Raw genomic sequence first — 24,234 nt, forward strand, 5'->3', positions numbered from 1 at the left:
ATTGCACGGGGCGTTGAATCAATACTGAAGCGCCCTCCTCCTCCCCACGGAACATTGCGCCCACGCCTATTGCCCAGACAGGACGATGATCATGACCTTCGATCAAGACACTGACGCCATCTCAGACGACAACACTCTACCCGCGCTCATCGCCCCCTCCCACCACCGGCCCGGCGGGCTTATGCCCAATGAACTGTTCCCCGACGATGCAACCTCCGGCATCCGGCCGTTCAGCGACCTGGTGGTGCTTTTCCCCACTGAAACAAAGCCGGTTAGCGGCCATGATGCAGCGTTCAACGCAGCGGCATTGACGGTCAACACCAACGGCGTCATCTGTCTGCTGCCGGGGTATCTGAATAAAGCCGAACATGACTTTATCTGGATTGAAATCAACGGAGTGCGGGGGCCTATCCACACTGTTACCCAAGAAGAAATCGACCTTGACCAACTCACCCTCCTGTTTATGGACGCCGGCCGTTTTATTGACCAGGCGAATAATACGGTGCAAGTCTTCGTCGAACATCTGAGCGGCACCACTGATAGCACCCGCCAGTTCAATTATCTCGCTGATCGCGAGCCACCTGTCGGCAGGGACCCGATCGTCAGCACGCCGTATAACGACAACATGAGTCCCGTCAGGTTTACCAACCCGCAAATCGAAGACTTCAGGGTAATTACCGATGCCGATATCAGCGCGGGCGTGAAGATACAGATTGGTAATTACCCACTTGACAGGGCAGAGCCTCAAGTTCACCACCGCAAAGAGGATGACGTCATTCACCTGAGTATCGGTGGCGTGATCATCAAGCACACCGTCACGTCTTTCGAGGCCTCTGGCAATAACCCGATAACAATCACGGCGTATTTCGGAACCTGGAACCAGTTGCCCAACGGCGCGCACCTTGTCGAATGGTTCGTCGTCGACAAGGCAGGTAATAAATCACCGGGGTTCTCCCCCTCCCGAATGATCGAACTGCGGGTCGGGAGTGGCGTTGAACCTCTGCTGTCGCCTGTGCATGTCACCGAGTCCGATTACGACCCGGAAAGCGAACAAGACTTCATCAATGTGCCGGACCTCGATGGCGACGCGACCATTGAACTGCCGATACGCGGCCAGGGGTATAGCGTCAACGACAAGGTTATCCTGACCGTCAGCGGACTCAGCGCAGACGGCGTGCGTACCGAAATCACCCTCGAATACGACGTACAATCTATCAACGTGATCCGGGCGCTTATCCCGCTGCCCCTTTCCTTCCTGCGGCCCCTGGCAGGTGGTCGTATCCTGATCACCTACAAACGCGTTCGCCCTGGAACTCCCGACCGCCACTCCGAAGGGGCGCTATATAACATTTTCGGCGACCTCGTCAGTCAACGACTGCCGCCTCCAGAGGTACAGGACCTGGTCAATGGCGCACTGCCAGAAGATACCAACCCAGTCCGCATCGTGGTCCCGCACTACTTCGGGCAGAACCCCAACGACCGCGTTGACTTGATCGTACTGGGGCACTCCGCCAATGGTACGTCCACTTATGCCGAATACACGGAAATGGCCGGCAATGGCGATGTTGAATTCTTGTTGGACAACGCCTTCTTTACCGCACTCAGCGGTGGTTATTTCGAGGCGCATTACCTGATCAATCGAGGTAATCCAAGACCCGCCTCAGAAAAGGCAAGCGTGCCCGTCGGCGATGCCCTGGAAGACCTGCCAGCGCCCACCACATTACAGGCGGTGGCGCCTGACTTCACCTTCAACCCATTGATTCACAAGGCTAACTTGAACGTCAGGGTGCGTCCGCACCCCGCCATCGTCGCAGGCACCGAACTCAGGCTGATCTTTGTGGGGTCGGCACCCGGCGGCAGTTTCACCAGCCCCTGGTTCGCGGTCGACATCAACTGGGAAGACGCCGAGATCCCTTTCACCGTCCCTCGCAATATTGTCCTGAACAATGACGATGGCACGGCGCGCTTGTACTACGAGCTCAAGCCCATTAGCGGTCCGAACCGTTTCTCTCTCGACCTGCTTATCAAAATAGGCACGCCTCGCACCCTGCTGCTGCCCCAAGTAGTGCCAACCACATTCATCTCGGACACTCGCGTTGAACTCAACCCCACACACGTGATTGCACCTCAACCACAAACGATTGAAATTCGCGTGATCTCAGACAAACTCCCGCGTGATGCAGACATCAAAGTCAATATCAAAGGCAAATCGGGGATTGGTAATCCAAACATTCCTGCGAAACCGGCCGTGCCTGAAGCGGGTGAGAACTACACACGCTTCGAGCTGTCGAGCGACTTTGTTGCGGCTTATCTGGATGGTGAGTTCACGGTGTCGTACCAACTCATTGAATCCTCAGGAACGACGATTTCCGGCGACCTGACAGTAGAGGTCCTGGCGCTGCCGAGTTCGTTGCTGGACCTGGTCACTATCCCTGAAGCCTCGGGTGGGACGATCAATACGGCGGTGGCGAACAACGTGCGGATTGATAAATGGCCGTTCTTCAGGGCCGGGCAACCCGTGTGGATTCAGTTACTCAGCACGACCAATCGCGACCTGCGGCTTGCGGTCGGCGTGACATCCGCGGAATTCAATGCCGGACGCACGCTCGACCTGATACCCGCCAGCTATTTGTCGGGCTTGGAGAACAACAGCGAAGTTGCGGTCAAAGCCTGGGTATCGCTGGACGGTTCCAACAGCCTGGATACGGCCAAGTACTTCAAGGTGCCTACTTATGTGACGCGTAAGGGAACCGGGGAGATTATTCGTCACATTACAGCTGGGAATGGCCCGGCTAAAATCGTAATCAGTCGAGACGGCACAACGGCATGTGTCGCGAACTCGCGTGCCAATGCGATTTCAATCATCAATCTTACAACTGATGCAGTCAGAACACTGAGCACTCCCTATGCCTATGCTGCTTATAGATTGGCGTTGCACCCTACTGACTCAAGGCTCTTTATCTCGGCCTATGGCGTTGCTGCCAACTCCAACATCCTAGTCTTTAATATCAGCTCCTTCAGCTTCTCCTACCCCTACAACTATGGCGCCATAACCCAGGCAATTTGCCTAAACCCCACCGGTTCGCGAGTACTTTTCGGCCCTAACACCGCATATGGTAACTATGCGCTGTTCGGCTACAATACAATAAGCAACCAGCTTTCAACTTACTATACTGGCACGTCCGCCCCTAGAGCTGCGATAGTCGACCCACAAGGCATATCGGCATTTACAACGGGCGTCAACACGGAGCGATTTATTTTCAGCAGCGGGCTGCGTACCCACACCGTTGTCAACGGGGGAGTTGCTCAAGAACTTGCCCACAGCCCTCTTAACTCCCCCTTGGAACGACTCTATGTGTCGGTATCGGCCATAAACAGAGTTGAAATCTACAACACCGCCGATGAGGGTCTTACTCACGTCAAAACCCTAACCGGGCTGAGTGATCCAAGAGGAATTGCCTTCCATCCCACTCTCCCCCGGGCGTATGTAGCGGAACTTTCCGGTAACCGTGTCAGAGTCATTGATACGACCACCGAGACACTCGTTGGTACTATTACTGGTTTTGATCAACCCGATGGGGTGGCTTGCACACCCGATGGCCAATACTTGCTGGTCTGCAACTCTGGCAACACGACCGTGGCGGTGGTGAGCATTTAAAAACCACCCCGCCCTGCCTTAAAGCAAAAAAATGCCCCGCCTCTTTCGAGACGGGGCATTTTCATTACCCGCACGGTTTATACCGCTACCGCGCTATACATCCAGCCCGTTAAAAATCGTAGCGCAAGCCCAGGTTAACCCCATACGGCTGCTTGATGTTCTTGCCCGTGCTGTGTTCCAGATCCGCATGCAACTTCAGGTTCTGCGATACCGACATCGCCACACCCGCACCCAGCTTCAGGCGCGAACCCGACAAGTCGTTGTTGAACGAGTTGTCGTTGACGAACACTTTGTTGCTCTGATCGAACTCGTGGGCCACCGCTGCCTTCAAGTACGGCTGCAAGACGCCGCCGCTTTCCAGCTGGATATTGCGCCCCACGGTAGTACCGAGTTCACCGATCACCGTACTGGAGCGGTCACCCTTGGCGTCCAGGCCATTGTCCAGCGTGTAGCTCTGGGCCTGGGTAATCACCGCAGACAACTGGCCATATGGTTCAACGAAGAAACCGTCGTCCAGCGTGATGTGGCGACCGACTTCCGCCGATGCGCCCACCGCGTTTTGCGTGTAGTTGCCCTTGGCTTTCTTGCCGTCACTCATGGCCACATTGGACTCGTTGTGCAGGCGGTTGAACTTGAGCACACCGTCAAAGTAGAACCCGCTCTCGGCATCCAGCCAGGTGGCGTAACCGCCGACATAGTAGCTGTTGACGGTTGCACTGCTGCCATGGTTCAGGTCCAGGTCCGAGGTGCTGTGACCGGCCATTGCACCGATCAACCACTGGCCGTCGCCACCCGATACCGGCACGTCGGCACCAAGGGTGAAGCCGCGTTGCGACTGGTTGTAGCCCAGGCCGGTCTTGTCATTGGACACCTCATACTTGTTGCCATAGGCGCGGGTCCACAGCCCAGCCGACTGACCTTCGCTAAAGCGCAGTTCACCCATGCGGGTGCGCAGGGTGGTCATTTCACCCAGCAACACAGTGGGGGCTGCGTTGAACAACGCCAACACCGAGTTGGTGCTCGGGCTGATCACCTTGCTGCCTGGGTCGAGCAGCCAGTCCTTGCCGTCGTTGTCATTGATCAGGCTGTAGGAATAGGTCCCGATATCCACGCGGTCGCCGATCAGGCTGAACTGGGCGCCAGCGTCGGCGGTGTGTACGACATGCAGGCGGTCGTCGCTCAACGGGTCGGCACCGCTGCTGGCGATCAGCAGTTTGTGGTCGCCCGACGACGTGCCAGTCACATTAAGGAAATCGCTGCTCAGGGTGGCGAAATCCGCGCTCATGATGAAGGTGCCGTTGCCCGATAGGTTGGCCACGTCCAGCTGGTAGAACGTACCGGTCTCGCCGAACTTGACGTTGCCGCCGCTCAGGGACAAGTCACCCACCTGCTGATGGTCGACCATCACCCAGGTGGCGTCGCTGTTGATCGCCAGTTTATCGACGTGCTCCAGGCGACCGGTGAGGACCGAGCCGTTGTTCAGCCCCACACTGGCGGTACCGCCACCGTTGATCACGTCACCGTTCATGATGGCGCGATCAAGGTTAAGGTCCAACTCACTGAGGCTGCCAACCTGGATATTGCCGCTCAGAGCGCTGTTGTTGACGCGCATGTTGGCCGAGCCACCCGCGGTCAGTTCCAGCATGTTGCCGTTACCGCCCACCAGGGTGGAGCCATTGTTGACATCGATTTCAACCGTGCCGGGAGCATTCACCACAATGGCCGCTCCGGTCTCACCGACCACAGCCGTCTGGTTGAACGTAAAGGAGGCCGAGTCTGGGGTTATCGGATGACGATAGATTTCAATGCCGTTGGTGGCGCCAGTGATGCGACTCTGGTTTGCGATCAATTGGCCGTCGACGGCCAACAAGCCCTGCTCGCCCCCTCTGACCTCACTGTTATTCAACGACAGCACACTGGAGCCGTTCAAGATGACGCCTTGCGTGGCGCCTTCGATCGAGGTGTTGAAAACAGTAGCGGTCGACGCCCGGTTATCCACGGTGCCGACGATCAAGCCCGTGGATCGTCCACTGGAAATATGTGCATCACGAATAGTGGCGTTACTGCCGTAGAGCGAAACACCGACTTCATTACCGGCTTGTACCCGGCCGCCATTCATTTCGAATGTCGAGTCGCGGGCAAGGACACTGACGATCCTGGCGCCATTGGAGATGAGTTTTGCATCACCGCTCAATTGATAGCGGTCAAAAGGCGAACTGGCGTCAATTGTCAGTTCATGGCCTGGAAAAATTTCGAGTGCAGCTGCTTTCGTAGCGGCCAACGACAGTGGCATCAGTGCCAGTACCTTAATAGCGGTCGCCAGTCGAGAAGGGGTGAACGTTTTAACATTAGTCATGGGGGTGATAAACCTCTAGTCGGGTGACTGAACAAGCCAAGCGATTAACAGATCTATCGCCTCAGGCTCTCAGCGGCGCCAAGAGTACGGACCTAGAGGGGAACTTCATGTAGGGCAATTCCAGTGCCTTGTAGGACTTTCCTTAAGAATGCGCCCACTAAAATTTAACGCGCGTAGCACCTCCTTCTCGTGTATCAAAACCATGGTTCCGATCCCGCAAAATGGCGGGGCCTCACCAGATCAGAGCCAATAGACCGCTACCCGGACGCTTTCGCGACCAGGTAGCGGCCTATTGGCTCAACGCATTCACACTGGGTACTAACCGCAGGTGGTGCCATCTGTCTGGCGCCGTGTCATCAGCACAATGGTGGCCGGTGAATTGCCTTCAGTTACGCCATCCGCTTTTAATACGTGATAGGTCGCTTCAATACGCCCGACCAGGACAGGCTGGATATAGGTCGGGAACGGTACGGTAAAAAGCTCTCCTGGATGGCCCGGATTGTCATGATTGTGAGTAATCGTCACGCTAGGGAAGGACTCATCAACCGTAATGACCGTGGACTCGAAATCATCCGGGCCAAAGATGACCCAATGAAGCGTAATCCGATCGCCCGTCCGCAGGTTTGCAGGGTCCTTGATAACGGTTCTGATCCCACTGGGAATCCCTTGCGCGCAGGTGAGCGCAAATCGGCCATCACCGAAGGACAACCCATCCGGATAGTTGATGGGCAATAAGTTATCCACCGCAAATGCGCTGACTGACACCGTTGTTTCCACGGAGTCGATGACGTTATCGTTCGCGCCGTTATTGAGCGTGTACCAGGTGGGAATATCACCGTTGCCTGCGTCCTTGATCACCGCAGCGGGAACCGTAAGCACAAACTCAGTAGCGCTCTCATCTGCAAGAGTGACTTCGTAAGGAGGGTCATAACAAGGCAGGCCTTTCCACCACAGTTGAATGAGATGCCCCGCCGTCGCCCCCGTATACACGTCAAACCGCGCCGTCGCGTCGTCCATGTCGCCTGGGCCGATCTGATTGGTCAGCCCCTCGGATGAAGTCACCTCCACCGGATCAAGGTCAGGGTTGACAGGCCCCGGATCTTCCGGACGCCCACCCGCCGACCTCAAGTCGACATCCACCGTGATGGTGTCGGAAGGCCCGGTGATGACCCCGCCACGATCAATGTTGTAAAGCACGTCAGCCTCGTAAGGCGCGTCAAGACCGCCATCGCGAAGCACGTCCCATGGGATTGTCACCCTGAGCGGCCAGACCATATTCACAATGCCAACGAGCAGCAGGGTATTGAACTCGACAAGAACGCGGTCCCCAGCAAGTGCGTTGTCGTATTCGCGGATCCAGATCTCGGCGCGGTTCAATTGGGCGTCAAGCAGGTCAAGCGGCGCCTCGGGGCACTCGGGGTCACGCAGGTTCTCGGGAAGATCTTCCGTTACCAATGTGAACTCTCGAAACGAGCTCGGATAGCTGGTTGGGTTACCGGCACGATCCGTGTAGACATAGTTGAGCTGCTTCACGCCGCCGCCACTCGCCTCAAGCAGCGCTTTGGTCAGACTCACCATCACGGGAGCCGTGGTGCGCGGTAAATCATCAATGGTCAATGAGGGGGTATCACTTGGAAACTCTGTGTAGATCTCCAGTTTGTCGCCCACTTGCGGGTCCAACCGACGTGGAACCTCGATCACCATGGCGCCGCCGTTAGCGTCCAGGTCCTGCAGCGTCACGAAATTGCCGACCCAACTCGGTAACGTCACCGAGCCAGGCCTGATACCTGCGTTAGGATCTCGGCGGTCGATGGTGACAGGGGTAGGCGCGGCAGGGCCATCTGTCGAACCGTTAGATGAAAACACTTCATACGTCAGGTTCTTCAGCCCATGTTCGCCAATATCCTCCTCCGGTATCGAGAAACGGTAGGGCCAGGTATGGGCAGACAACGGTTTACTGAACGGGATGCGACTGCCATACAGGACATTATTGATAAAGACCTCCAAGCCGTCGTTGCCAAAAGGCAGGATCTCAATCCACATGTCGATTTCGCACTGAACACCCTCAGCGTACAACTCACTGATGTCCATCAAGTTCGGCTGCCCGTTCGTCACTGGCGGCAGTGCATTCATCACCCGCAAATCACTCAACACCAGCGGCCCCACAGGGGTTCGAGCCCACGGCGGCCGTACCAGCAGGGGGGAATCGGGCGCCACTGCCGTTTTTTTTGTGCTCCGGGCCTTTAATTGAGGTGCTTGGTTTTTTTTGGACTTCGCCATAGCTAGTTACTCTCGCAGGATAGAGAATGGCTCGTTCTCCGACATCTAACTGGGCCGAGTGACAGCCCTATTAAATCTGCGTCTTGCAAGGCGCGCACCTGTCAAACTTCACAGGTGCGTAAACCAATAAAGCGTGTATCCGCGCTGATTCAATCAATACATAGCGTTTTAATAACCGATCAAAATCAACAGTCCAACTATCAGCAACATAAAGTCTAAGTGGTGATGAAAACGCCGACTATAAAAAAGAGGGCATTAGGTGTAATGCCCTCTTTCGCTCCGCTGTTTTTCAATGATTCATGACGTACGGACAGGTCCGAGGCACACGCCACCAAGCGGTCTTTTCAGATTAATGAAAATCAGTTTTTTAGACGACACACCTGTTGCCCCCGAAACTTTGAACAGCCGGTAGTAAGTCACGCCTGAGCCAAAATCACTGACTAGCCCTGGACGGGTAAACAATGGGTCAAAGGGTGTGATGAGAACATCTACTCGTCCGGCGTTCCTATGATCCTCGGTCAACACGACGTCGAACGTGACACTCGTTCCCGGGAAAGGATCACCATTGCCGGCTTTTGTGGGATAGCTGCTCCAGTACACTTGAATCCTGTCACCCACCTCGAAATGGGTCACATCCCAGAGCACCCCGATGAAGACACCTGTCCAAGGTTCCGGGCGGGTATCACAGGCAACGAAATCACGGGTGCTGTCGTTCAGTAATACAGGCTTTTCCAAGCCCCTGAGTGTATCGAGTTCCACCCGCACCAGTTTGGTGGGGCTGCGTTGGCGGTTGACGGAATTATCCGTCCAGTAATACACCGGTATCTGGCCGGACGCGGCGCCCATGATCACGATCCAGGGCACAAAAAAAGCCACCGTTTGGCCGGGCAGGTCTGTGGGTTGGATCTCGTAGGCGCCTACAAATGCAGCCTCACCGCCCCAGAACAATTCCAGCCGGTGCCCAGGTACCGGGGCGGGAGTGCTCCATAGCGGCACCTCTACACGGACGGGCCCCGGGGCATCCAACTCGGTGACAACGTCGTCCCCTGTGACACCTTTCACGACAACCCGCGCCAACTGGGTATTGATCGGGTCGGGGCCTTGCGGGTCTGGCCCGGCCACACTGAGGTCCTGAATAAAAAAGTTGTTGGGCGAGTTTCTCGACGCAGTACCGCGCTGAAACAGGTAACGCACGCGCACGGGAATCGACTGCGCAAAACCACCGGCAGAGAGGATCTCCCAAGAAACAGGAACACGGATGGGCCACGCTTGCCCTGCACCGACCGTAATAGGGGGCAGCGAGTGGGTATTCCAAAAGATGACAAGCCGGTCGTTTTCCTGCGCCCCAAAAATCTGAGGAATTTCGATAACTACGCCGGTACGTGCATCGTCCAGGTCAATCAGGCCATCGAACTCCGCCAAGGGTACTTCAGGCCGTGGCAGATCCGGCAAAACCTGCAGGTTGACGTTTATTTCGTTCACCGTGGAAAACGGCCCGACATTGCCCGCACGGTCAGTGAGCTGATAGGAGGCAAACCTTCGGCCCTCCCCACTGTCGCGAATAAAGGCCTCATCAAAATGTATTTCTATCGGCGCGCCAGCAATATGCCCCAGCCCGATGCTCAGCGTGCCCGCAGAACGGACGTTGGGAAGTTCCCCCCAAAAGAACTCAATCCGGTCCTCAAGGCGAATATCCGGCCAACGCACAACTTCTGCATCGACACCGTTGTGCGCCACAAGGTAGTCGTCGCTCACCCCGTCGCTTATCACTTCAGGGTCAAAAATCAGCGCCGGCCCTTGATTGCCATTATTGGGCGCATTCTTGTCGACATTGACCATTGTTCGGAAAGAGTCAGTCGTCGTCAGCAGCGGAGCACTCACCCGATACGTGAGCTGGCGAATACCCCCCGTAGACAGCACACTGGCCGGCAACAGTTGAACCAATGGAAATTCGACGTCCGGCTCGTAAGGGCCAAAGATCTCATGGCGGTGAACCTCAAGGCCCTGCCAGAGATACTGAACCAATGTCGTCATCGAGACGTTAGCGAAATTTACCGGCCAAACCCTCTCGATCGTCACCATCAATGGCTGATTCTGAAGGGCTAACGGAATCGTGTACGCCGCCTCGTCCGACAGCAGTGGCAAGGCTTCAGGCACCAAGGGTACGTCGAGAGTCTGGATGGAAGCCGAACGCTTGCGTTGGGGGGCGTCGACGGGTTCTGAAGCAATCGACTCGGCGGTTGAAGATACTTTCGAATCAGACATTTCTACTCTCCTCGCAATGAGTCACAGGTTGACCATTGACAAACGCGCCGGCCGGCATGAGACCGACGAGGCCAGGGAGATCATTTAATGCTGATACAAGACGGTCGGATACTGTCAGAAATAACAGGTACCCCCCTTGATTCGCGCATATCAAGGGGGCGCAGTTAGCCACGCGCGCTGCGAATCAAGCGGGTGACACATCGCAGCGAATGGTTCAGACCGGTGGCAACACCCAATCAATCGGCGTCTCGCCATTCTGCTCAAGAAACTTGTTGGTGCGGCTGAAATGCCCGCAGCCCAGAAACCCGCGATACGCCGACAACGGCGACGGGTGGACCGACGTCAGCACCAGATGCTTGGTCGCATCGATCAGCTTCTGCTTGCTCTGTGCATGCGCGCCCCACAGCAGGAACACCAGGTGCGGTTGGTGCTCGCTGACGACTTCGATGATCCGATCAGTAAAGAACTGCCAGCCCTTGCCCGCATGGGCGTTGGCGTTGGCGCGCTCCACGGTCATGGTGGTATTGAGCAGCAATACGCCCTGGTCGGCCCAGCTTTGCAGGCAACCGTGGTTGGGGATGTCGATATTCAGGTCGCGCTTGAGCTCTTTATAGATATTGACCAGCGACGGCGGCGCCGGCACGCCCGGTTGCACCGAGAAGCACAGGCCGTGGGCCTGGCCGGGGCCGTGGTAGGGGTCCTGGCCGAGGATCACCACCTTGACCTTGTCCAGCGGCGTGGAATTGAGCGCGTTGAAGATCAGCGGGCCAGGCGGGTAGATCTCCTTGCCGGCCGCGTGTTCCTGGCGCAGGAACTCACGCAACTGGGCCATGTAGGGCTGCTCGAACTCATCGCGCAGGGCGTGTTTCCAGCTGGGTTCGAGTTTGATACGGTCGCCTTCGCTCATGATTGACTGGTCTTGTAAAAAAGAATGAGGCGAACCCTAGGAAAGCCGACCCCGCTTGTCAATTGATCTGACACACAACCGGCACTTTCCCATGAAGGGATCATACTCAACCTTCACCTTCCCGATTGAGGTCACGATGAACCTGCACTTCGAAGAGCTGACCGGCAGCGGCGGCGCGCGCATCGGCATCGCCAGCCTGGACGCCGAAAAGGCCCTCAACGCCCTCTCCCTGCCGATGATCCTGGCCCTGGGCGATCGCCTGGACGCCTGGGCCAAAGACCCGAACATCGTCTGCGTGCTGTTGCGCGGCAAGGGCCCCAAGGCATTTTGCGCCGGCGGCGAAGTGCGCAGCCTGGCCATGGCCTGCCGTGAACAACCCGGCGTCGTGCCGGAGCTGGCCGCGCAGTTTTTTGCCGCGGAATATCGCCTCGACTATCGCCTGCACACCTACCCCAAACCGTTGATCTGCTGGGGCCACGGCTATGTGCTGGGCGGCGGTATGGGCCTGCTGCAAAGCGCCTCGGTGCGTATCGTCACCCCCAGCAGCCGCTTGGCCATGCCCGAGATCAGCATCGGCCTGTACCCGGATGTGGGCGCCAGTTGGTTCCTGTCACGCATGCCGGGCAAACTGGGGTTGTTCCTTGGCCTGACCGGCGCGCACATCAACGGCCGCGACGCGCTCGATCTGGGCCTGGCCGACCGCTTCATGCGCGACGACCAGCAAGACGAACTGCTCGAAGGCCTGTTGCAACTGAACTGGCAGGAACAGACCGCGATGCAGCTCAACAGCCTGCTCAAGGCCTTGGCCCAGGAAGCCATCGACCAGCAGCCCGAAGCGCAATGGCTACCACGCCGGGCGCAGATCGATGAGTGGCTGGATGTCAGTGACGTGCGCAGTGCCTGGCGGGCCTTGAGCCCGTTGCGCGAGCACGCCGACCCGTTGCTCAGCCGTGCCGGCAAGACCCTCAGCGAAGGCTGCCCGCTGACCGCGCACCTTGTGTGGGAACAGCTCCAGCGCGCCCGCCACCTGTCGCTGGCCGAGGTGTTCCAGATGGAATACACCCTGAGCCTCAATTGCTGCCGCCACCCGGAATTCAGCGAAGGGGTCCGCGCGCGGTTGATCGACAAAGACCAGCAGCCTCATTGGCATTGGCCGGATATCAATGCCATTCCGCAGGCCGTGGTGCAGGCGCATTTCAACAAAGCCTGGGAAGGCCGCCATCCGCTCGCGGATTTTTCCTACTTTTGACAGTCAGTTTTTTGGCTTTTTAACCGTGAATGCGCAATTGTCCGGCTGACTGTCCTGGCAGATATACACCGGCAGGCCGAAGGGGTCGCTGGCAAGGTGCCAATGCAAAGTACCGGTCAGCGACATCGTCTCCACCTCTGCCGATTTGCTGTACCGCAAGTCCACTCTCTGACCGTCACCGGTCAGGTAGCTGCACTTGTCTACATAGCCGTTTTCCCGATCCTGTTCCTTGCCCGGGGTAAAAATGGCGCCAATAAATTGGTCGACAAAGTCCCGATAGCCGATCTTCGGGCTTTGCCAGACGAGTGTTCCCGCCGTCGCCTGGAAGTGGCCATCGACGTACTTGATTGCCGAGGAATAAGGGCAGCCTTGGTCCGCTTGCACGTGTGCAACGCCGCCGACCATGAGGAGTAAAACGCACATCAATTGTCTGATCATCGGGGGTTCCTTCGCTCACTGGGCGGTCGAAGAGGCGCAACGGCCGCTCCCAGTTGAATACACTAGAAACCCAAACGATAGCTGTTAAATCTGACAGTACTGCTAAATGCTACGAAAAAGCGGCGCTGCCTGCGCCACTTGCCTTCAAGAGCGGTCAACGATGACCGCCGCGACCAGCGCCACGATCGCCACCGCGACCGTGTCCGCCATTGCCCCAGCGATCTCCCCAACCCTGGTTTGGATAAGCCCGGTAACCCATGCGGGGCGCCGGCTGGTAATAACGTGGCACCGGCTGGTAATAACGCGGCGCCGGCGCGTAGTAACGCGGCGCCGGGTAATAGCCACGCCGATATTGATACGCCGGGCCGCCGCCGTAGTAATACACCGGCGCGGGCGCGGTATAGACCTCGGAACGGTAATAACCTGGGCCTCCATCGTAATAGGGCACGCACGCAGAAAGGGATAGACCGAGCACAGCGATAAGAAGCAGTCGTCGATACATGGCGGCCTCCTGGACCGCGAAAGAGCACCGCCAGCGACGCTGGGGGGCGGCATTCAACTTTTGCTGAATGACGAAATATCTGACATCAAAAAGCGAAACTGGTGCGATTTCGACACAGACTGAAACATCTGTTTCGGACGAGCCGAATGCCTCATTGCAGTGCGACGGCGCACCACTGCAACGCAGCCGCACGCACTCGAGCGTCGGGCGTTGCGCGCAAACCCGCGACCTACACGCCCGCGCCCTACTTGGCATGACTCTCGCTTAGCCTCTTGCGTGCAGGATTCATCACAGGTTCGCGGCACCACAATTTGCAATGGCTGACTAGGGTTCCGGCTCGCGAAACGCGAGTGGCTGGTCCGAGAGTCGGCGACCTCCAGTTGAGGTTACACGGCGGGATAAAAGCCCGGGAGACAAGCCACCGTTCACGGTGCCGCGTTGCTCCTGCTCGCCCTCGATCAACTGGAGAAGCCCCATGCCCTCAATCCGTTTACCCGCCCTGCTCGCCGCCGCCTTTGCCGCTGTGCTGAGCGTCCAGACCCAGGCCGCCGTCAAAGACCACTTCAGCGTGTGCTGGACAATCTATGCCGGCTGGATGCCGTGGGAGTATGCCGGCAGCCAAGGCATCCTCGACAAGTGGGCCAAGAAGTACGGCATCACCATCGACGTGGTGCAACTCAATGACTACGTCGAGTCCATCAACCAGTACACCGCCGGCCAGTTCGACGGCTGCACCATGACCAACATGGACGCCCTGACCATCCCCGCCGCCGGTGGCGTCGACAGCACCGCGCTGGTGGTCAGCGACTTCTCCAACGGCAACGATGGCGTGGTGATCAAAGGCAGCGGCAAGACCGTCGCCGACCTCAAGGGCATGAACGTCAACCTGGTGGAACTGTCGGTGTCGCACTACCTGCTGGCCCGCGCGCTGGAGTCGGCGGACCTGACGGAAAAAGACCTGAAAGTGGTCAACACCTCCGACGCCGACATCGCCGCCGCCTTCAACACCGACCAGGTGCAAGCGGTGACGACCTGGAACCCGATGCTCTCTGCGATCAACGCCAAACCCGGCGTCACCCAGGTGTTCGACTCCAGCAAAGTGCCCGGCGAAATCATGGACATGATGGTGGTCAACACCCAGACCCTCAAAGACAACCCGGCCCTGGGCAAAGCCCTCACCGGCGCCTGGTTCGAAGTGGTCGCCCTGATGAACGCCAAAGGCGCCGCCAGCAGCGAAGCCCTGGAACACATGGCCAAGGCCTCGGGCACCGACCTCAAGGGGTTCCAGTCGCAACTGGACACCACCAAGTTGTTCGCCACGCCCAAGGAAGCCCTGGCCTTCGCCACCAGCGCGCAGCTGCCAGCGACCATGCGCAAGGTCGCCGAGTTCTCGTTTGAACACGGCCTGCTCGGCGAAGGGGCCAAGGACACCAGCGCCGTGGGCATGAGCTTCGCCAATGGCGTGACCAGCGGCGACAAGGCCAACCTCAAGCTGCAGTTCGACCCCCGCTACGTGCAGATGGCCGCCGACGGCACGTTGTAAGAGGACCCGGCCATGCGCCTGATCAACCGTCACCCGGACCGCTCCAGCCGCCTGTTGTTGGTGCTGCTGCCGTTCGCCCTGCTGCTGTTCGCCTACTTCGTGGGCTCGGCCGAGCGCCTGGCGGATAACCCCAACGACAAACTGCTGCCCAGCGCCGGGCAAATGCTCGAGGCGGTCAAGCGCCTGGCATTCAGCGCCGACAGCCGCACCGGCGAATACGTGCTGTGGCAGGACAGCGCGTCGAGCCTGCGCCGCCTCGCGCTCGGCCTGGGCATCAGTGCCCTCGCCGGCCTGTGCCTGGGCATCGCCGCCGGGACGTTGCCATTGTTCGGCGCGCCGTTGTCGCCGTTGCTGACGGTACTGTCGATGGTGCCGCCGCTGGCGATCCTGCCGATCCTGTTCATCGTGTTTGGCCTGGGGGAATTGTCCAAGGTGATGCTCATCGTCATCGGCGTCACCCCGTGCCTAGCCCGCGACCTGGAACAGCGCGCACGCGAAATTCCTGTGGAACTGCTGGTGAAGGCACAGACCCTCGGCGCGTCGACCTGGACCCTGATGCTGCGCGTGGTGTTGCCGCAATTGCTGCCGCGCCTGCTGATCTCGCTGCGGCTGATGCTGGGCTCGGCGTGGTTGTTCCTGATCGCCGCCGAAGCCATCGCCTCCACCGACGGCCTGGGCTACCGGATCTTCCTGGTGCGCCGCTACCTGGCGATGGACGTGATCCTGCCCTACGTGGTGTGGATCACACTGCTCGCCTGGCTGATGGACTGGGGCCTCAAGGCCCTGACCCGGCGCGCGTTCCCCTGGTACGAAGGAGCGCGGGCATGAGCTTTATCAGCGTCAACAATGTGTGGCAGCGCTACGGCGATCAGGTGGTGCTGGAGGGTTTGAATCTGCAGGTCGCCGAGGGCGAATTCTGCACCCTGGTCGGCACCTCCGGCTGCGGCAAATCGACGTTTCTGCGCCTGCTGCTGGGCCAGGAAACCGCGAGCAAGGGCCACATCCTGCTCGACGGCCAACCGCTGGCCGGCGAACCGGATGCCAGCCGTGGCGTGGTGTTCCAGCGCTACTCGGTGTTCCCGCACCTGAGCGTGCTCGACAACGTCGCCCTCGGCCTCGAACTGCCGCGCGCGCCGTTGCTCGGACGGCTGTTCGGCAAAGCCAAAAAAGCCGCGCGCGAACAGGCCGCCGCGCTGTTGCACAAAGTCGGCCTCGGCCACGCGCTGGACAAGTACCCGGCGCAGCTCTCCGGCGGCATGCAACAACGCCTGGCCATCGCCCAGGCCCTGATCATGAAACCGCGCGTATTGCTGCTGGACGAACCCTTCGGCGCCCTCGACCCCGGCATCCGCAAAGACATGCACCAGTTGCTGCTGGAACTGTGGCGCGAAACCCGGCTGACGGTGTTCATGGTCACCCACGACCTCAGCGAAGGCTTCAGCCTCGGCACGCGCCTGCTGGTGTTTGACAAGGTCCGCGTCGACCCCCACGCCCCCGGCGCCTATGGCGCCCGTATCACCTACGACATCCCTTTGAACAGCGAGCGGCGCAAGGCGCTCGCCGCCGAACTTGGAGCGACTTCCAAATGACCGATTCGACTCAATTGTTCCCGCCGTTCGCCGAAGAAATACTGCCCGGCGGCGGCCACCGTTCCTTCGTGCTCAAGCGCGGTCAACTGCTGCGCCTCACCGACCTGCGCGGCGGCGCCAACGTCAGCCTGACCCTGCTCAACGCGAACGAAAAAACCGAACGCCTGAACCTGCCCGACAGCCTCAAATGCCAACACACCGCCAAGCTCACCCGCGGCCATTGCCTGTACTCGGACATGGGCCGCGTGCTGGCCGCCATCACCGCCGACACCTGCGGCTGGAGTGACAGCATCGGCGGCGTGCTGTGCGCGGCCGAGGTGGCCGAGAAGTACGGCCAGGGTCGCTATCAGGAACTGCGCAACGGTTTCTATCGCAACGGCACCGACAACCTGCTGGTGGAATTGGGCAAGTGGGGCCTGGGGCTGTCCGACCTGCTGATGACCCTCAACCTGTTCAGCAAAGTCAGCGTGGACGACAACGGTGGCCTGCATTTCGTGCCGGGCAATTCCAAGGCGGGCGACTACATCGAACTCTACGCACCGATGGACACCCTGGTGGTGCTCACCGCGCTGCAGCATCCGATGGACCCCAACCCCGACTACGCCCCGCAACCGCTGAAACTGAGCTGGATGAACGCCGACCCAAGCGTCGCCGAACACTGCCGCACCTCGCGCCCGGAAAACGCGCGCGGTTTTATCAACACCGACCGTCTGTTCGCCTGAGGAGCTGCCATGTCTATCGCACTGAAACAACCCGACACGGCGGTGTACCGCGCCACCATTCCCGCCGGCGAGCCGTGGCTGATGGAGGTCAAGGCCGGACAGACCCTGCGCATCCTTGACCTGGAGGGCAACCAGGCGGTCGACACGCTGTTCTTCAGCGTGAAAAACCCGCGCGAGCGCTACGACGTGCAACGCACCTTGCGCCGCCAGAACAGCGTGTACCTGGGCGCCGGCAGCGTGCTCTATTCCAACCTCGGCCAGCCGATGCTGACCCTCGTCGCAGACACCTGCGGGCGCCACGACACCCTCGGCGGCGCCTGCGCCCAAGAGAGCAACACCGTGCGCTACGCCCTGGAAAAACGCTACATGCACAGCTGCCGCGACAACTACCTGCGGGCCTGCGCCCATGACGGTCGCCTGGGCAAACGCGACATTGGCCCGAACATCAATTTCTTCATGAATGTGCCGGTCACGGCCGACGGCGGGTTGACCTTCGAAGACGGCATTTCCGCCCCCGGCAAATACGTCGACCTGCGCGCCGAGATGGACGTGATCGTGCTGATCTCCAACTGCCCGCAATTGAACAACCCGTGCAACGCCTACAACCCGACGCCTGCGGAGTTACTTGTATGGAACTGACACTCAAGCGCTTGCGCAGTTGGTTATTTGCACTCTGCCAGGCCCGAGCCGGGCAGTGTCTTCAAAACCGCTGAACCCTGTGGGAGGGGGCTTGCCCCCGATGGCGGCAAGTCAGCCAAACACGCACCCACTGGCTCACCACCATCGGGAGCCCCCCCTCCCACACTCACGACATGCACTGCGGACGACCGCAGTGCTCCTTCACTTTGCGGGACGGCCCGCAGGGTTTTGCCATGTTCGAAAAACTCTTGATCGCCAACCGTGGCGCCATCGCCTGCCGCATCCTGCGCACCTTGCGCGAGCTGCATGTAAAGGGCGTCGCCGTGTACGCCGAAGCCGATGCGGCCAGCCTGCACATCCAACACGCCGACGAAGCCTACAGCCTCGGTGAAGGCGCCGCGGCCGGCACCTACCTGGCGGTGGACAAAATCCTCGCCATCGCCAAGGCCAGCGGCGCCACGGCGATTCATCCCGGCTACGGCTTTCTCTCGGAAAACGCCGCCTTCGCGCAAGCCTGCGAAAACGCCGGCATCGCCTTTATCGGGCCGACCCCGCACCAGCTGCGCGTATTCGGCCTCAAGCACACCGCACGGGCGCTGGCCAAGCAACACCACCTCCCCTTGCTCGAAGGCAGCGAACTGCTCGACAACCTCGACGCCGCCATGCTCGCCGCCGACCGCGTGGGCTACCCGGTCATGCTCAAGAGCACCGCCGGCGGCGGCGGCATCGGCATGCGCGTATGCCGCCACGCCGCGGAGTTGAACGAGTGCTTCGACGCCGTCAAGCGCCTGGGCCAGAACAACTTCAGCGATGCCGGCGTGTTTATCGAGAAGTACATCGAGCACGCTCGCCACCTGGAGGTGCAGGTGTTCGGCGACGGCGCGGGCGAGGTGATCGCCCTTGGCGTGCGCGATTGTTCGGTGCAGCGGCGCAACCAGAAAGTCCTCGAAGAAACCCCGGCGCCGAACCTGCCCGAAGGCATGGCCGAAGCCCTGTGCTCGGCCGCCATCACCCTGGCCAAGGCGGTCAACTACCGCAGCGCCGGCACCGTGGAATTCATCTTCGATAGCGCAGACAGTCGCTTCTACTTCCTGGAAGTGAACACGCGGTTGCAGGTGGAACACGGCGTCACCGAACAAGTGTGGGGCGTGGACCTGGTGCGCTGGATGGTGCAACTGGCGGCGGGAGACATGCGGCCATTGAGTGAGTTGGCGTTGAAGCCCCAGGGCCATGCGATCCAGGCACGCTTGTATGCGGAAGATCCAGGCCGCGATTTCCAGCCGAGCCCGGGGCTGTTGACCTGCGTGGATTTTCCGCAGGCCGAAGGCTTGCGCATCGACACTTGGGTTGAAGCCGGTTGTGAGATCCCGCCGTACTTCGACCCGATGATCGCCAAGCTCATCACCTGGGCACCCACCCGCGAACAGGCGCGCCTGGATTTGCATCGCGCCTTGAGCGACAGCCAGCTCTACGGCGTGGAAACCAACCGCGATTACCTGCGCCAGATCCTGCTGGCCGCGCCTTTTGCCGGCGGCCATCCGTGGACGCGCTGCCTGGAAGATCTGGTCTACGTTGCCCACACGTTCGAAGTGCTCAGCGCGGGCACGCAAACCAGCGTGCAGGACTATCCCGGACGCCTCGGTTATTGGGCCGTGGGCGTACCGCCGTCGGGGCCGATGGACAGCCGCGCGCTGCGCCTGGGCAATCGTCTGCTGGGCAATCGCGAAGGCGCGGCAGCCTTGGAGATCACCATGAGCGGGCCACTGTTGCGCTTCAACTGCGCTGCCGTGGTGGCGGTGACGGGGGCGGAGATTCCGCTGCTGCTGGACGATCACCCCGTGCCGATGAATACCACGCTGCGGATCGAAGCCGGATCGCGGTTGAGCCTCGGTACCCTCGCCGGGGCCGGCGCGCGCAGTTACCTGTGCCTGCGCGGCGGGCTGCAGGTGCCGGACTACCTGGGCAGCCAAAGCACCTTCACCCTGGGCCAGTTCGGCGGGCATGGCGGGCGCGCGTTGCGCGCGGGCGACGTGCTGCATCTGTTGCCGCTGGTCGACGTCACCGCAGGGCAACAACTGATCGCGCAACCGCTGGCGCAGGTCCGCACGCTACGGGTGATTTACGGCCCCCACGGCGCGCCGGAATACTTCCGGCCCGAGTACATCGACACCTTCTTCGCCACACAGTGGGAAGTGCATTTCAACTCCAGCCGCACCGGCGTGCGGTTGATCGGCCCCAAGCCGTTGTGGGCGCGTACCGATGGCGGCGAGGCCGGGCTGCATCCGTCGAATATCCACGACAACCCTTATGCGATCGGCGCGGTGGATTTCACCGGGGACATGCCGGTGATCCTCGGGCCGGACGGGCCGAGCCTGGGTGGGTTCGTGTGCCCGGTGACGGTGATCGAAGCCGACCTGTGGCAACTCGGGCAACTCAAGGCCGGCGACAAGCTGCGCTTCGAAGCGGTGAGCCTCGAGACCGCCCGCGATCTCGCGCTGAAATGGGATCAAATGCCGGAGCCAGGCTTGCCCGCGATGCAGGCGACGCGCGCTCACAGCAACACCGAGGCGATGCCATCGCGCACAAGCCCGCGCCCACATTGGCCCGCGTCGCCTGTGGTGTTGGATATCGGCCAGGAAGATACGCGTCTGGTTGCCCGATTGGCCGGCGACACCCACCTGCTGCTGGAAATCGGCGCGCCCGAGCTCGACCTGGTGCTGCGCTTTCGCGCCCACGCGCTGATGCAGGCCCTCGAAACCCACGCACGGCACGGCGTGATCGACCTGACGCCGGGCATCCGCTCGCTGCAGGTCCACTACCAGCCGGAACAATTGCCCCTGGCCGACCTGCTGACGCTGATCAGCGGCGAATGGACGGCCGTGTGCGCCACGCCCAACCTGCAAGTGCCTTCGCGCATCGTCCACCTGCCGCTGTCCTGGGATGACCCGGCGTGCCAGTTGGCCATCGACAAATACATGACCACCGTGCGCAAGGACGCGCCGTGGTGCCCGAGCAACCTGGAGTTCATCCGCCGCATCAACGCCCTGGCCGACCTCGACGCGGTGCGCCACACCGTGTTCGAAGCGAGCTATCTGGTGATGGGCCTGGGCGATGTCTACCTCGGCGCCCCGGTGGCCACGCCGCTGGACCCGCGTCATCGCCTGGTGACCACCAAATACAACCCGGCCCGCACCTGGACCGCCGAGAACTCGGTGGGCATCGGCGGCGCGTATTTGTGCGTGTACGGCATGGAAGGCCCCGGCGGTTATCAGTTCGTCGGGCGCACGTTGCAGATGTGGAACCGCTATCGCGAAGTCGCGGCCTTCGACGGCAAGCCGTGGCTGCTGCGGTTTTTCGACCAGATCCGCTTCTACCCGGTGAGTGCCGAAGAACTGGTAAAGATTCGTCGGGACTTTCCGCTGGGGCGCTTTGCGTTGCACATCGAGGACAGCGTGTTGAACCTGGCGGACTACCAGGATTTTCTGGCGCGTGAAGCCACCGGTATCGATGCGTTTCGTGAGCACCAGCAACAGGCGTTCAATGCCGAGCGCGAACGCTGGATCGCCAGCGGCCAGGCGCACTTCGACAGCGAGGAAGCGCCAGCGCCGCTCGCGCAGGACACGCCGCTGAAGGCCAACGAGCACAGCATCGACAGCCATATCGCGGGCAATCTGTGGCAGGTCCGGGTGGCGGTGGGCGAACGCGTCGCGGCCGGCGATGTGCTGGTGGTGCTGGAGTCGATGAAAATGGAGATCGCGCTGCCGGCGCCGTTCGCCGCAGTGGTGCGGGAAATCACCGTGCAGCCCGGCAGCGCGATTGGCGCCGGCCAGCGGGTCGTGGTGCTGGAACGGGACTGAGCGGCGCTGTATCGTGCAGGGACCTTCGGCGCCCTGCCCGATCCAGCCTGAACCGAACGATGACCACAGCCACCCTCTGCCCCGCCTGCGGCGCCCGCAACGACTGCGCCCTGGCCGACCCGCGCACCGCCGACCAGGCTTGCTGGTGCTACAGCGTCACCATCGACCCGGCGGTGCTCGAAGCCCTGCCCGATGCATTACGCAACCAGGCCTGCCTGTGCCCGCGCTGTGCCCAGGTCGATGCACAGTTGCGCGGGGCTGAGCCGTTGTAATGCGGGTTGATCGATTCCTCAGCAACCTGCCGCGTTTCAATCGCCAGCAAGTGCGCCTGCTGTTGGTGGAACGGCGGGTGAGCGTCGATGGCGTGCCCGTCAGCGATCCTCACCACGAGGTGCGCGAATTCAGCCGGGTGTGCGTGGACGATGAGGTGCTGCAGGCGGGTAAACCGGCGCGCTATTTCATGTTGCACAAACCCCAGGGCTGCGTCAGCGCCACCTGCGACCCCCAGCACCCGACCGTGCTGGATTGGCTGGACGAACCGGACAAGGACGAGCTGCATATCGCCGGCCGCCTGGACTTCAACACCACCGGGCTGATGCTGATCACCAACGACGGCCAGTGGTCGCGGCGCCTGACGCAACCGACAACCAAACTGCCCAAGGTCTACCTGGTGGAGACCGAACAACCGATCGGCGCGGAATACGCCGCCACCTTCGCGGCGGGCGTGTATTTCGCGTTTGAAGACCTGACGACTCAACCGGCCCAGTTGGAGCTGTTGGCGCCTCGCCTGGCACGCTTGAGCATCATCGAAGGTCGCTATCACCAGGTGAAGCGCATGTTCGGGCACTTCGACAACAAGGTGCTGCGCTTGCATCGGGAACGCATGGGGCCGCTGGCGTTGGATGACGCGCTGGCGCCCGGTGAGTATCGAGCGTTGAGCGCCGATGAAATCCGCCAGGTCTGACGACCGTTCGGCCGGTGATGGCTAAAACCCATCCCTGCGACTTGCGACATCCCGAACCGACTGCTTGAATCAAAACGTCAGCCAAAAGATGACTGGCGAGTCGCCTATAACCTCCAAGAAACACCTTGCCGCGCCCGCGCTTGATCCACGGGCCTTCCCGGCAAACAACCCGCCCTGGTAACACCCGTCGGCCAGCCGTCATCGGCGCGACATGGGCGCTCATCTTCAAGGCGTATGCCTACCTGTCACAAAGCTCGTGCAGAGTGATCTGCGCGCCCTACCCGCTTGCCAGGAGTCTTACGACATGAGGCCAGAAATCGCTGTGTTGGATATACAGGGTCAGTATCGGGTTTACACGGAGTTCTATCGCGCGGACGCGGCTGAAAAGACCATCATCCTGGTCAACGGCTCCATGGCCACCACGGCCTCCTTCGCCCAAACCGTGAAAAGCCTGTACCCGCAGTTCAACGTGGTTTTGTACGACCAGCCCTACGCCGGTCGCTCCAAAATCCATAACCGCCATGAGCAGATGCTGACGAAGGAAGTCGAAGGCCAGATCCTCCTGGAACTCATCGACCACTTCGCCGCCGAACACGTGTTGTCCTTCTCCTGGGGCGGCGCCGCCACCCTCGTCGCCCTCGCCCAGCGCCCGCGCCGCGTGGAAAAGGCAGTGATCAGCTCGTTCTCGCCGGTGATCAACGCGCCCATGCGCGACTACCTCGAACGCGGCGTCGACTACCTCGGCAAGCTCGACCGCGACCGCGTCGGCCACCTGGTCAACAGCACCATCGGCAAACACCTGCCGTCGCTGTTCAAGCGCTTCAACTACCGCCACGTCAGCAGCCTGGCCGAGCACGAATACGGGCAGATGCACTTCCACATCAGCCACGTACTCAACAGCGACCGGCTGTGCTACCTCAAGGCCGCGCGCCAGATCACCGTGCCGGTGCTGTTCATGAACGGTGAATGGGACGAATACACCAGCGCCGAGGATGCCCAGCTGTTCGGGCAATACGTGCCAAACAGCAGCTTCAGCACGATCCAGGCGACCGGGCATTTTCTGGACATGGAGCACAAAGCGGCCAGCCGCGACAGCCGCGACGCCGTGGTCGGCTTTCTGAAGCCCGCGCGGCAGACCAGCCGATTGCGCTATCACCAGGGCCAGGCGCAGCATGCCTTTGCGCTCTGAAACACAGCCGACTGTAGGAGCGAGCATACCCGCTCCTACAGTCGGTCGGCTCGTTGCCTACGCAAACACGCGCAAC

Annotated in this window: 17 protein-coding genes and 1 riboswitch; of the genes, 11 read left to right on the top strand and 6 right to left on the bottom strand. The window is 60.5% G+C overall.

Annotated features, from left to right (window positions below; all coding sequences use genetic code 11):
* The first annotated feature begins 91 nt into the window (after nt 1–91).
* Nucleotides 92–3,658: a YncE family protein gene (locus C5F70_RS17080; protein ID WP_104903776.1), complete on the top strand. Its 3,567-nt coding sequence runs from the start codon at nt 92–94 to the stop codon at nt 3,656–3,658.
* A gap of 109 nt (nt 3,659–3,767) precedes the next feature.
* Here C5F70_RS17080 and C5F70_RS17085 read toward each other — a convergent pair whose 3' ends face one another.
* The 4 genes from C5F70_RS17085 to ung all read right to left on the bottom strand — a co-directional run bounded on the left by C5F70_RS17085 (nt 3,768) and on the right by ung (nt 11,466).
* Entirely contained in the window at nt 3,768–5,951 is a 2,184-nt protein-coding gene (locus C5F70_RS17085) for an autotransporter outer membrane beta-barrel domain-containing protein (RefSeq protein WP_017844895.1), read from the bottom strand.
* A gap of 381 nt (nt 5,952–6,332) precedes the next feature.
* Nucleotides 6,333–8,294 (bottom strand): hypothetical protein, encoded by a 1,962-nt coding sequence (locus C5F70_RS17090; protein WP_158683866.1) that lies wholly within the window; start codon nt 8,292–8,294, stop codon nt 6,333–6,335.
* A 297-nt stretch (nt 8,295–8,591) separates the two neighbouring features.
* Entirely contained in the window at nt 8,592–10,559 is a 1,968-nt protein-coding gene (locus C5F70_RS17095; RefSeq protein ID WP_104903778.1) for a hypothetical protein, read from the bottom strand.
* A gap of 214 nt (nt 10,560–10,773) precedes the next feature.
* Entirely contained in the window at nt 10,774–11,466 is a 693-nt protein-coding gene (gene ung, locus C5F70_RS17100; protein WP_017844892.1) for a uracil-DNA glycosylase, read from the bottom strand.
* 136 nt (nt 11,467–11,602) lie between these two features.
* On the opposite strand from ung, the gene C5F70_RS17105 reads away from it, so the two are divergent.
* Nucleotides 11,603–12,715 (top strand): enoyl-CoA hydratase/isomerase family protein, encoded by a 1,113-nt coding sequence (locus C5F70_RS17105; protein ID WP_017844891.1) that lies wholly within the window; start codon nt 11,603–11,605, stop codon nt 12,713–12,715.
* Nucleotides 12,716–12,718: 3 nt separating this feature from the next.
* Here the strand turns inward: C5F70_RS17105 and C5F70_RS17110 are convergent, their stop codons facing one another.
* Together C5F70_RS17110 and C5F70_RS17115 are read right to left on the bottom strand one after the other, a co-directional pair.
* Entirely contained in the window at nt 12,719–13,153 is a 435-nt protein-coding gene (locus tag C5F70_RS17110) for a DUF3757 domain-containing protein (RefSeq protein ID WP_017844890.1), read from the bottom strand.
* Between the two features lie 154 nt (nt 13,154–13,307).
* Nucleotides 13,308–13,655: a hypothetical protein gene (locus tag C5F70_RS17115; RefSeq protein WP_017844889.1), complete on the bottom strand. Its 348-nt coding sequence runs from the start codon at nt 13,653–13,655 to the stop codon at nt 13,308–13,310.
* Nucleotides 13,656–13,968: 313 nt separating this feature from the next.
* A riboswitch (guanidine-I (ykkC/yxkD leader) is annotated at nt 13,969–14,070 on the top strand.
* Between the two features lie 60 nt (nt 14,071–14,130).
* Here C5F70_RS17115 and C5F70_RS17125 point away from each other — a divergent pair.
* The 9 genes from C5F70_RS17125 (at nt 14,131) to C5F70_RS17165 (ending at nt 24,158) form a co-directional block, all read left to right on the top strand.
* Nucleotides 14,131–15,198: a putative urea ABC transporter substrate-binding protein gene (locus tag C5F70_RS17125; protein WP_046384382.1), complete on the top strand. Its 1,068-nt coding sequence runs from the start codon at nt 14,131–14,133 to the stop codon at nt 15,196–15,198.
* A gap of 12 nt (nt 15,199–15,210) precedes the next feature.
* Nucleotides 15,211–16,026 (top strand): ABC transporter permease, encoded by an 816-nt coding sequence (locus C5F70_RS17130; RefSeq protein WP_017844887.1) that lies wholly within the window; start codon nt 15,211–15,213, stop codon nt 16,024–16,026.
* Entirely contained in the window at nt 16,023–16,787 is a 765-nt protein-coding gene (locus C5F70_RS17135; RefSeq protein WP_046490324.1) for an ABC transporter ATP-binding protein, read from the top strand. The genes C5F70_RS17130 and C5F70_RS17135 overlap by 4 nt, the downstream gene beginning before the upstream one ends.
* Nucleotides 16,784–17,509: an urea amidolyase associated protein UAAP1 gene (locus C5F70_RS17140; RefSeq protein WP_017844885.1), complete on the top strand. Its 726-nt coding sequence runs from the start codon at nt 16,784–16,786 to the stop codon at nt 17,507–17,509. The genes C5F70_RS17135 and C5F70_RS17140 overlap by 4 nt, the downstream gene beginning before the upstream one ends.
* Before the next feature lie 9 nt (nt 17,510–17,518).
* Nucleotides 17,519–18,148, top strand: coding sequence for an urea amidolyase associated protein UAAP2 (locus C5F70_RS17145; RefSeq protein ID WP_017844884.1), 630 nt, complete (start codon nt 17,519–17,521; stop codon nt 18,146–18,148).
* A gap of 233 nt (nt 18,149–18,381) precedes the next feature.
* A complete protein-coding gene (uca, locus tag C5F70_RS17150; protein WP_104903780.1) occupies nt 18,382–22,005 on the top strand; it encodes an urea carboxylase in 3,624 nt (1,207 codons plus the stop codon).
* Nucleotides 22,006–22,064: 59 nt separating this feature from the next.
* A complete protein-coding gene (locus C5F70_RS17155) occupies nt 22,065–22,277 on the top strand; it encodes a cysteine-rich CWC family protein (RefSeq protein WP_104903781.1) in 213 nt (70 codons plus the stop codon).
* Nucleotides 22,277–22,969 (top strand): pseudouridine synthase, encoded by a 693-nt coding sequence (locus C5F70_RS17160; protein WP_017844881.1) that lies wholly within the window; start codon nt 22,277–22,279, stop codon nt 22,967–22,969. Before C5F70_RS17155 ends, C5F70_RS17160 begins: the two co-directional genes overlap by 1 nt.
* A gap of 304 nt (nt 22,970–23,273) precedes the next feature.
* Nucleotides 23,274–24,158: an alpha/beta fold hydrolase gene (locus C5F70_RS17165; protein WP_104903782.1), complete on the top strand. Its 885-nt coding sequence runs from the start codon at nt 23,274–23,276 to the stop codon at nt 24,156–24,158.
* Nucleotides 24,159–24,234 lie beyond the last annotated feature (76 nt).

The organism is Pseudomonas sp. LH1G9 (genome assembly GCF_002949975.1).
GTDB classification, from domain to species: Bacteria; Pseudomonadota; Gammaproteobacteria; order Pseudomonadales; family Pseudomonadaceae; genus Aquipseudomonas; species Aquipseudomonas veronii.

What these genes read in the sequence shown, in the direction of transcription:
- C5F70_RS17085 (WP_017844895.1), bottom strand. Translation starts at nt 5,951, where the DNA reads ATGCCACTGTCGTTGGCCGCTACGAAAGCAGCTGCACTCGAAATTTTT.
- C5F70_RS17115 (WP_017844889.1), bottom strand. Translation starts at nt 13,655, where the DNA reads ATGTATCGACGACTGCTTCTTATCGCTGTGCTCGGTCTATCCCTTTCT.
- ung (WP_017844892.1), bottom strand. Translation starts at nt 11,466, where the DNA reads ATGAGCGAAGGCGACCGTATCAAACTCGAACCCAGCTGGAAACACGCC.
- C5F70_RS17105 (WP_017844891.1), top strand. Translation starts at nt 11,603, where the DNA reads ATGAACCTGCACTTCGAAGAGCTGACCGGCAGCGGCGGCGCGCGCATC.
- C5F70_RS17135 (WP_046490324.1), top strand. Translation starts at nt 16,023, where the DNA reads ATGAGCTTTATCAGCGTCAACAATGTGTGGCAGCGCTACGGCGATCAG.
- C5F70_RS17130 (WP_017844887.1), top strand. Translation starts at nt 15,211, where the DNA reads ATGCGCCTGATCAACCGTCACCCGGACCGCTCCAGCCGCCTGTTGTTG.
- C5F70_RS17145 (WP_017844884.1), top strand. Translation starts at nt 17,519, where the DNA reads ATGTCTATCGCACTGAAACAACCCGACACGGCGGTGTACCGCGCCACC.
- C5F70_RS17160 (WP_017844881.1), top strand. Translation starts at nt 22,277, where the DNA reads ATGCGGGTTGATCGATTCCTCAGCAACCTGCCGCGTTTCAATCGCCAG.
- C5F70_RS17080 (WP_104903776.1), top strand. Translation starts at nt 92, where the DNA reads ATGACCTTCGATCAAGACACTGACGCCATCTCAGACGACAACACTCTA.
- C5F70_RS17125 (WP_046384382.1), top strand. Translation starts at nt 14,131, where the DNA reads ATGCCCTCAATCCGTTTACCCGCCCTGCTCGCCGCCGCCTTTGCCGCT.
- C5F70_RS17155 (WP_104903781.1), top strand. Translation starts at nt 22,065, where the DNA reads ATGACCACAGCCACCCTCTGCCCCGCCTGCGGCGCCCGCAACGACTGC.
- C5F70_RS17165 (WP_104903782.1), top strand. Translation starts at nt 23,274, where the DNA reads ATGAGGCCAGAAATCGCTGTGTTGGATATACAGGGTCAGTATCGGGTT.
- C5F70_RS17095 (WP_104903778.1), bottom strand. Translation starts at nt 10,559, where the DNA reads ATGTCTGATTCGAAAGTATCTTCAACCGCCGAGTCGATTGCTTCAGAA.
- C5F70_RS17110 (WP_017844890.1), bottom strand. Translation starts at nt 13,153, where the DNA reads ATGATCAGACAATTGATGTGCGTTTTACTCCTCATGGTCGGCGGCGTT.
- uca (WP_104903780.1), top strand. Translation starts at nt 18,382, where the DNA reads ATGTTCGAAAAACTCTTGATCGCCAACCGTGGCGCCATCGCCTGCCGC.
- C5F70_RS17140 (WP_017844885.1), top strand. Translation starts at nt 16,784, where the DNA reads ATGACCGATTCGACTCAATTGTTCCCGCCGTTCGCCGAAGAAATACTG.
- C5F70_RS17090 (WP_158683866.1), bottom strand. Translation starts at nt 8,294, where the DNA reads ATGGCGAAGTCCAAAAAAAACCAAGCACCTCAATTAAAGGCCCGGAGC.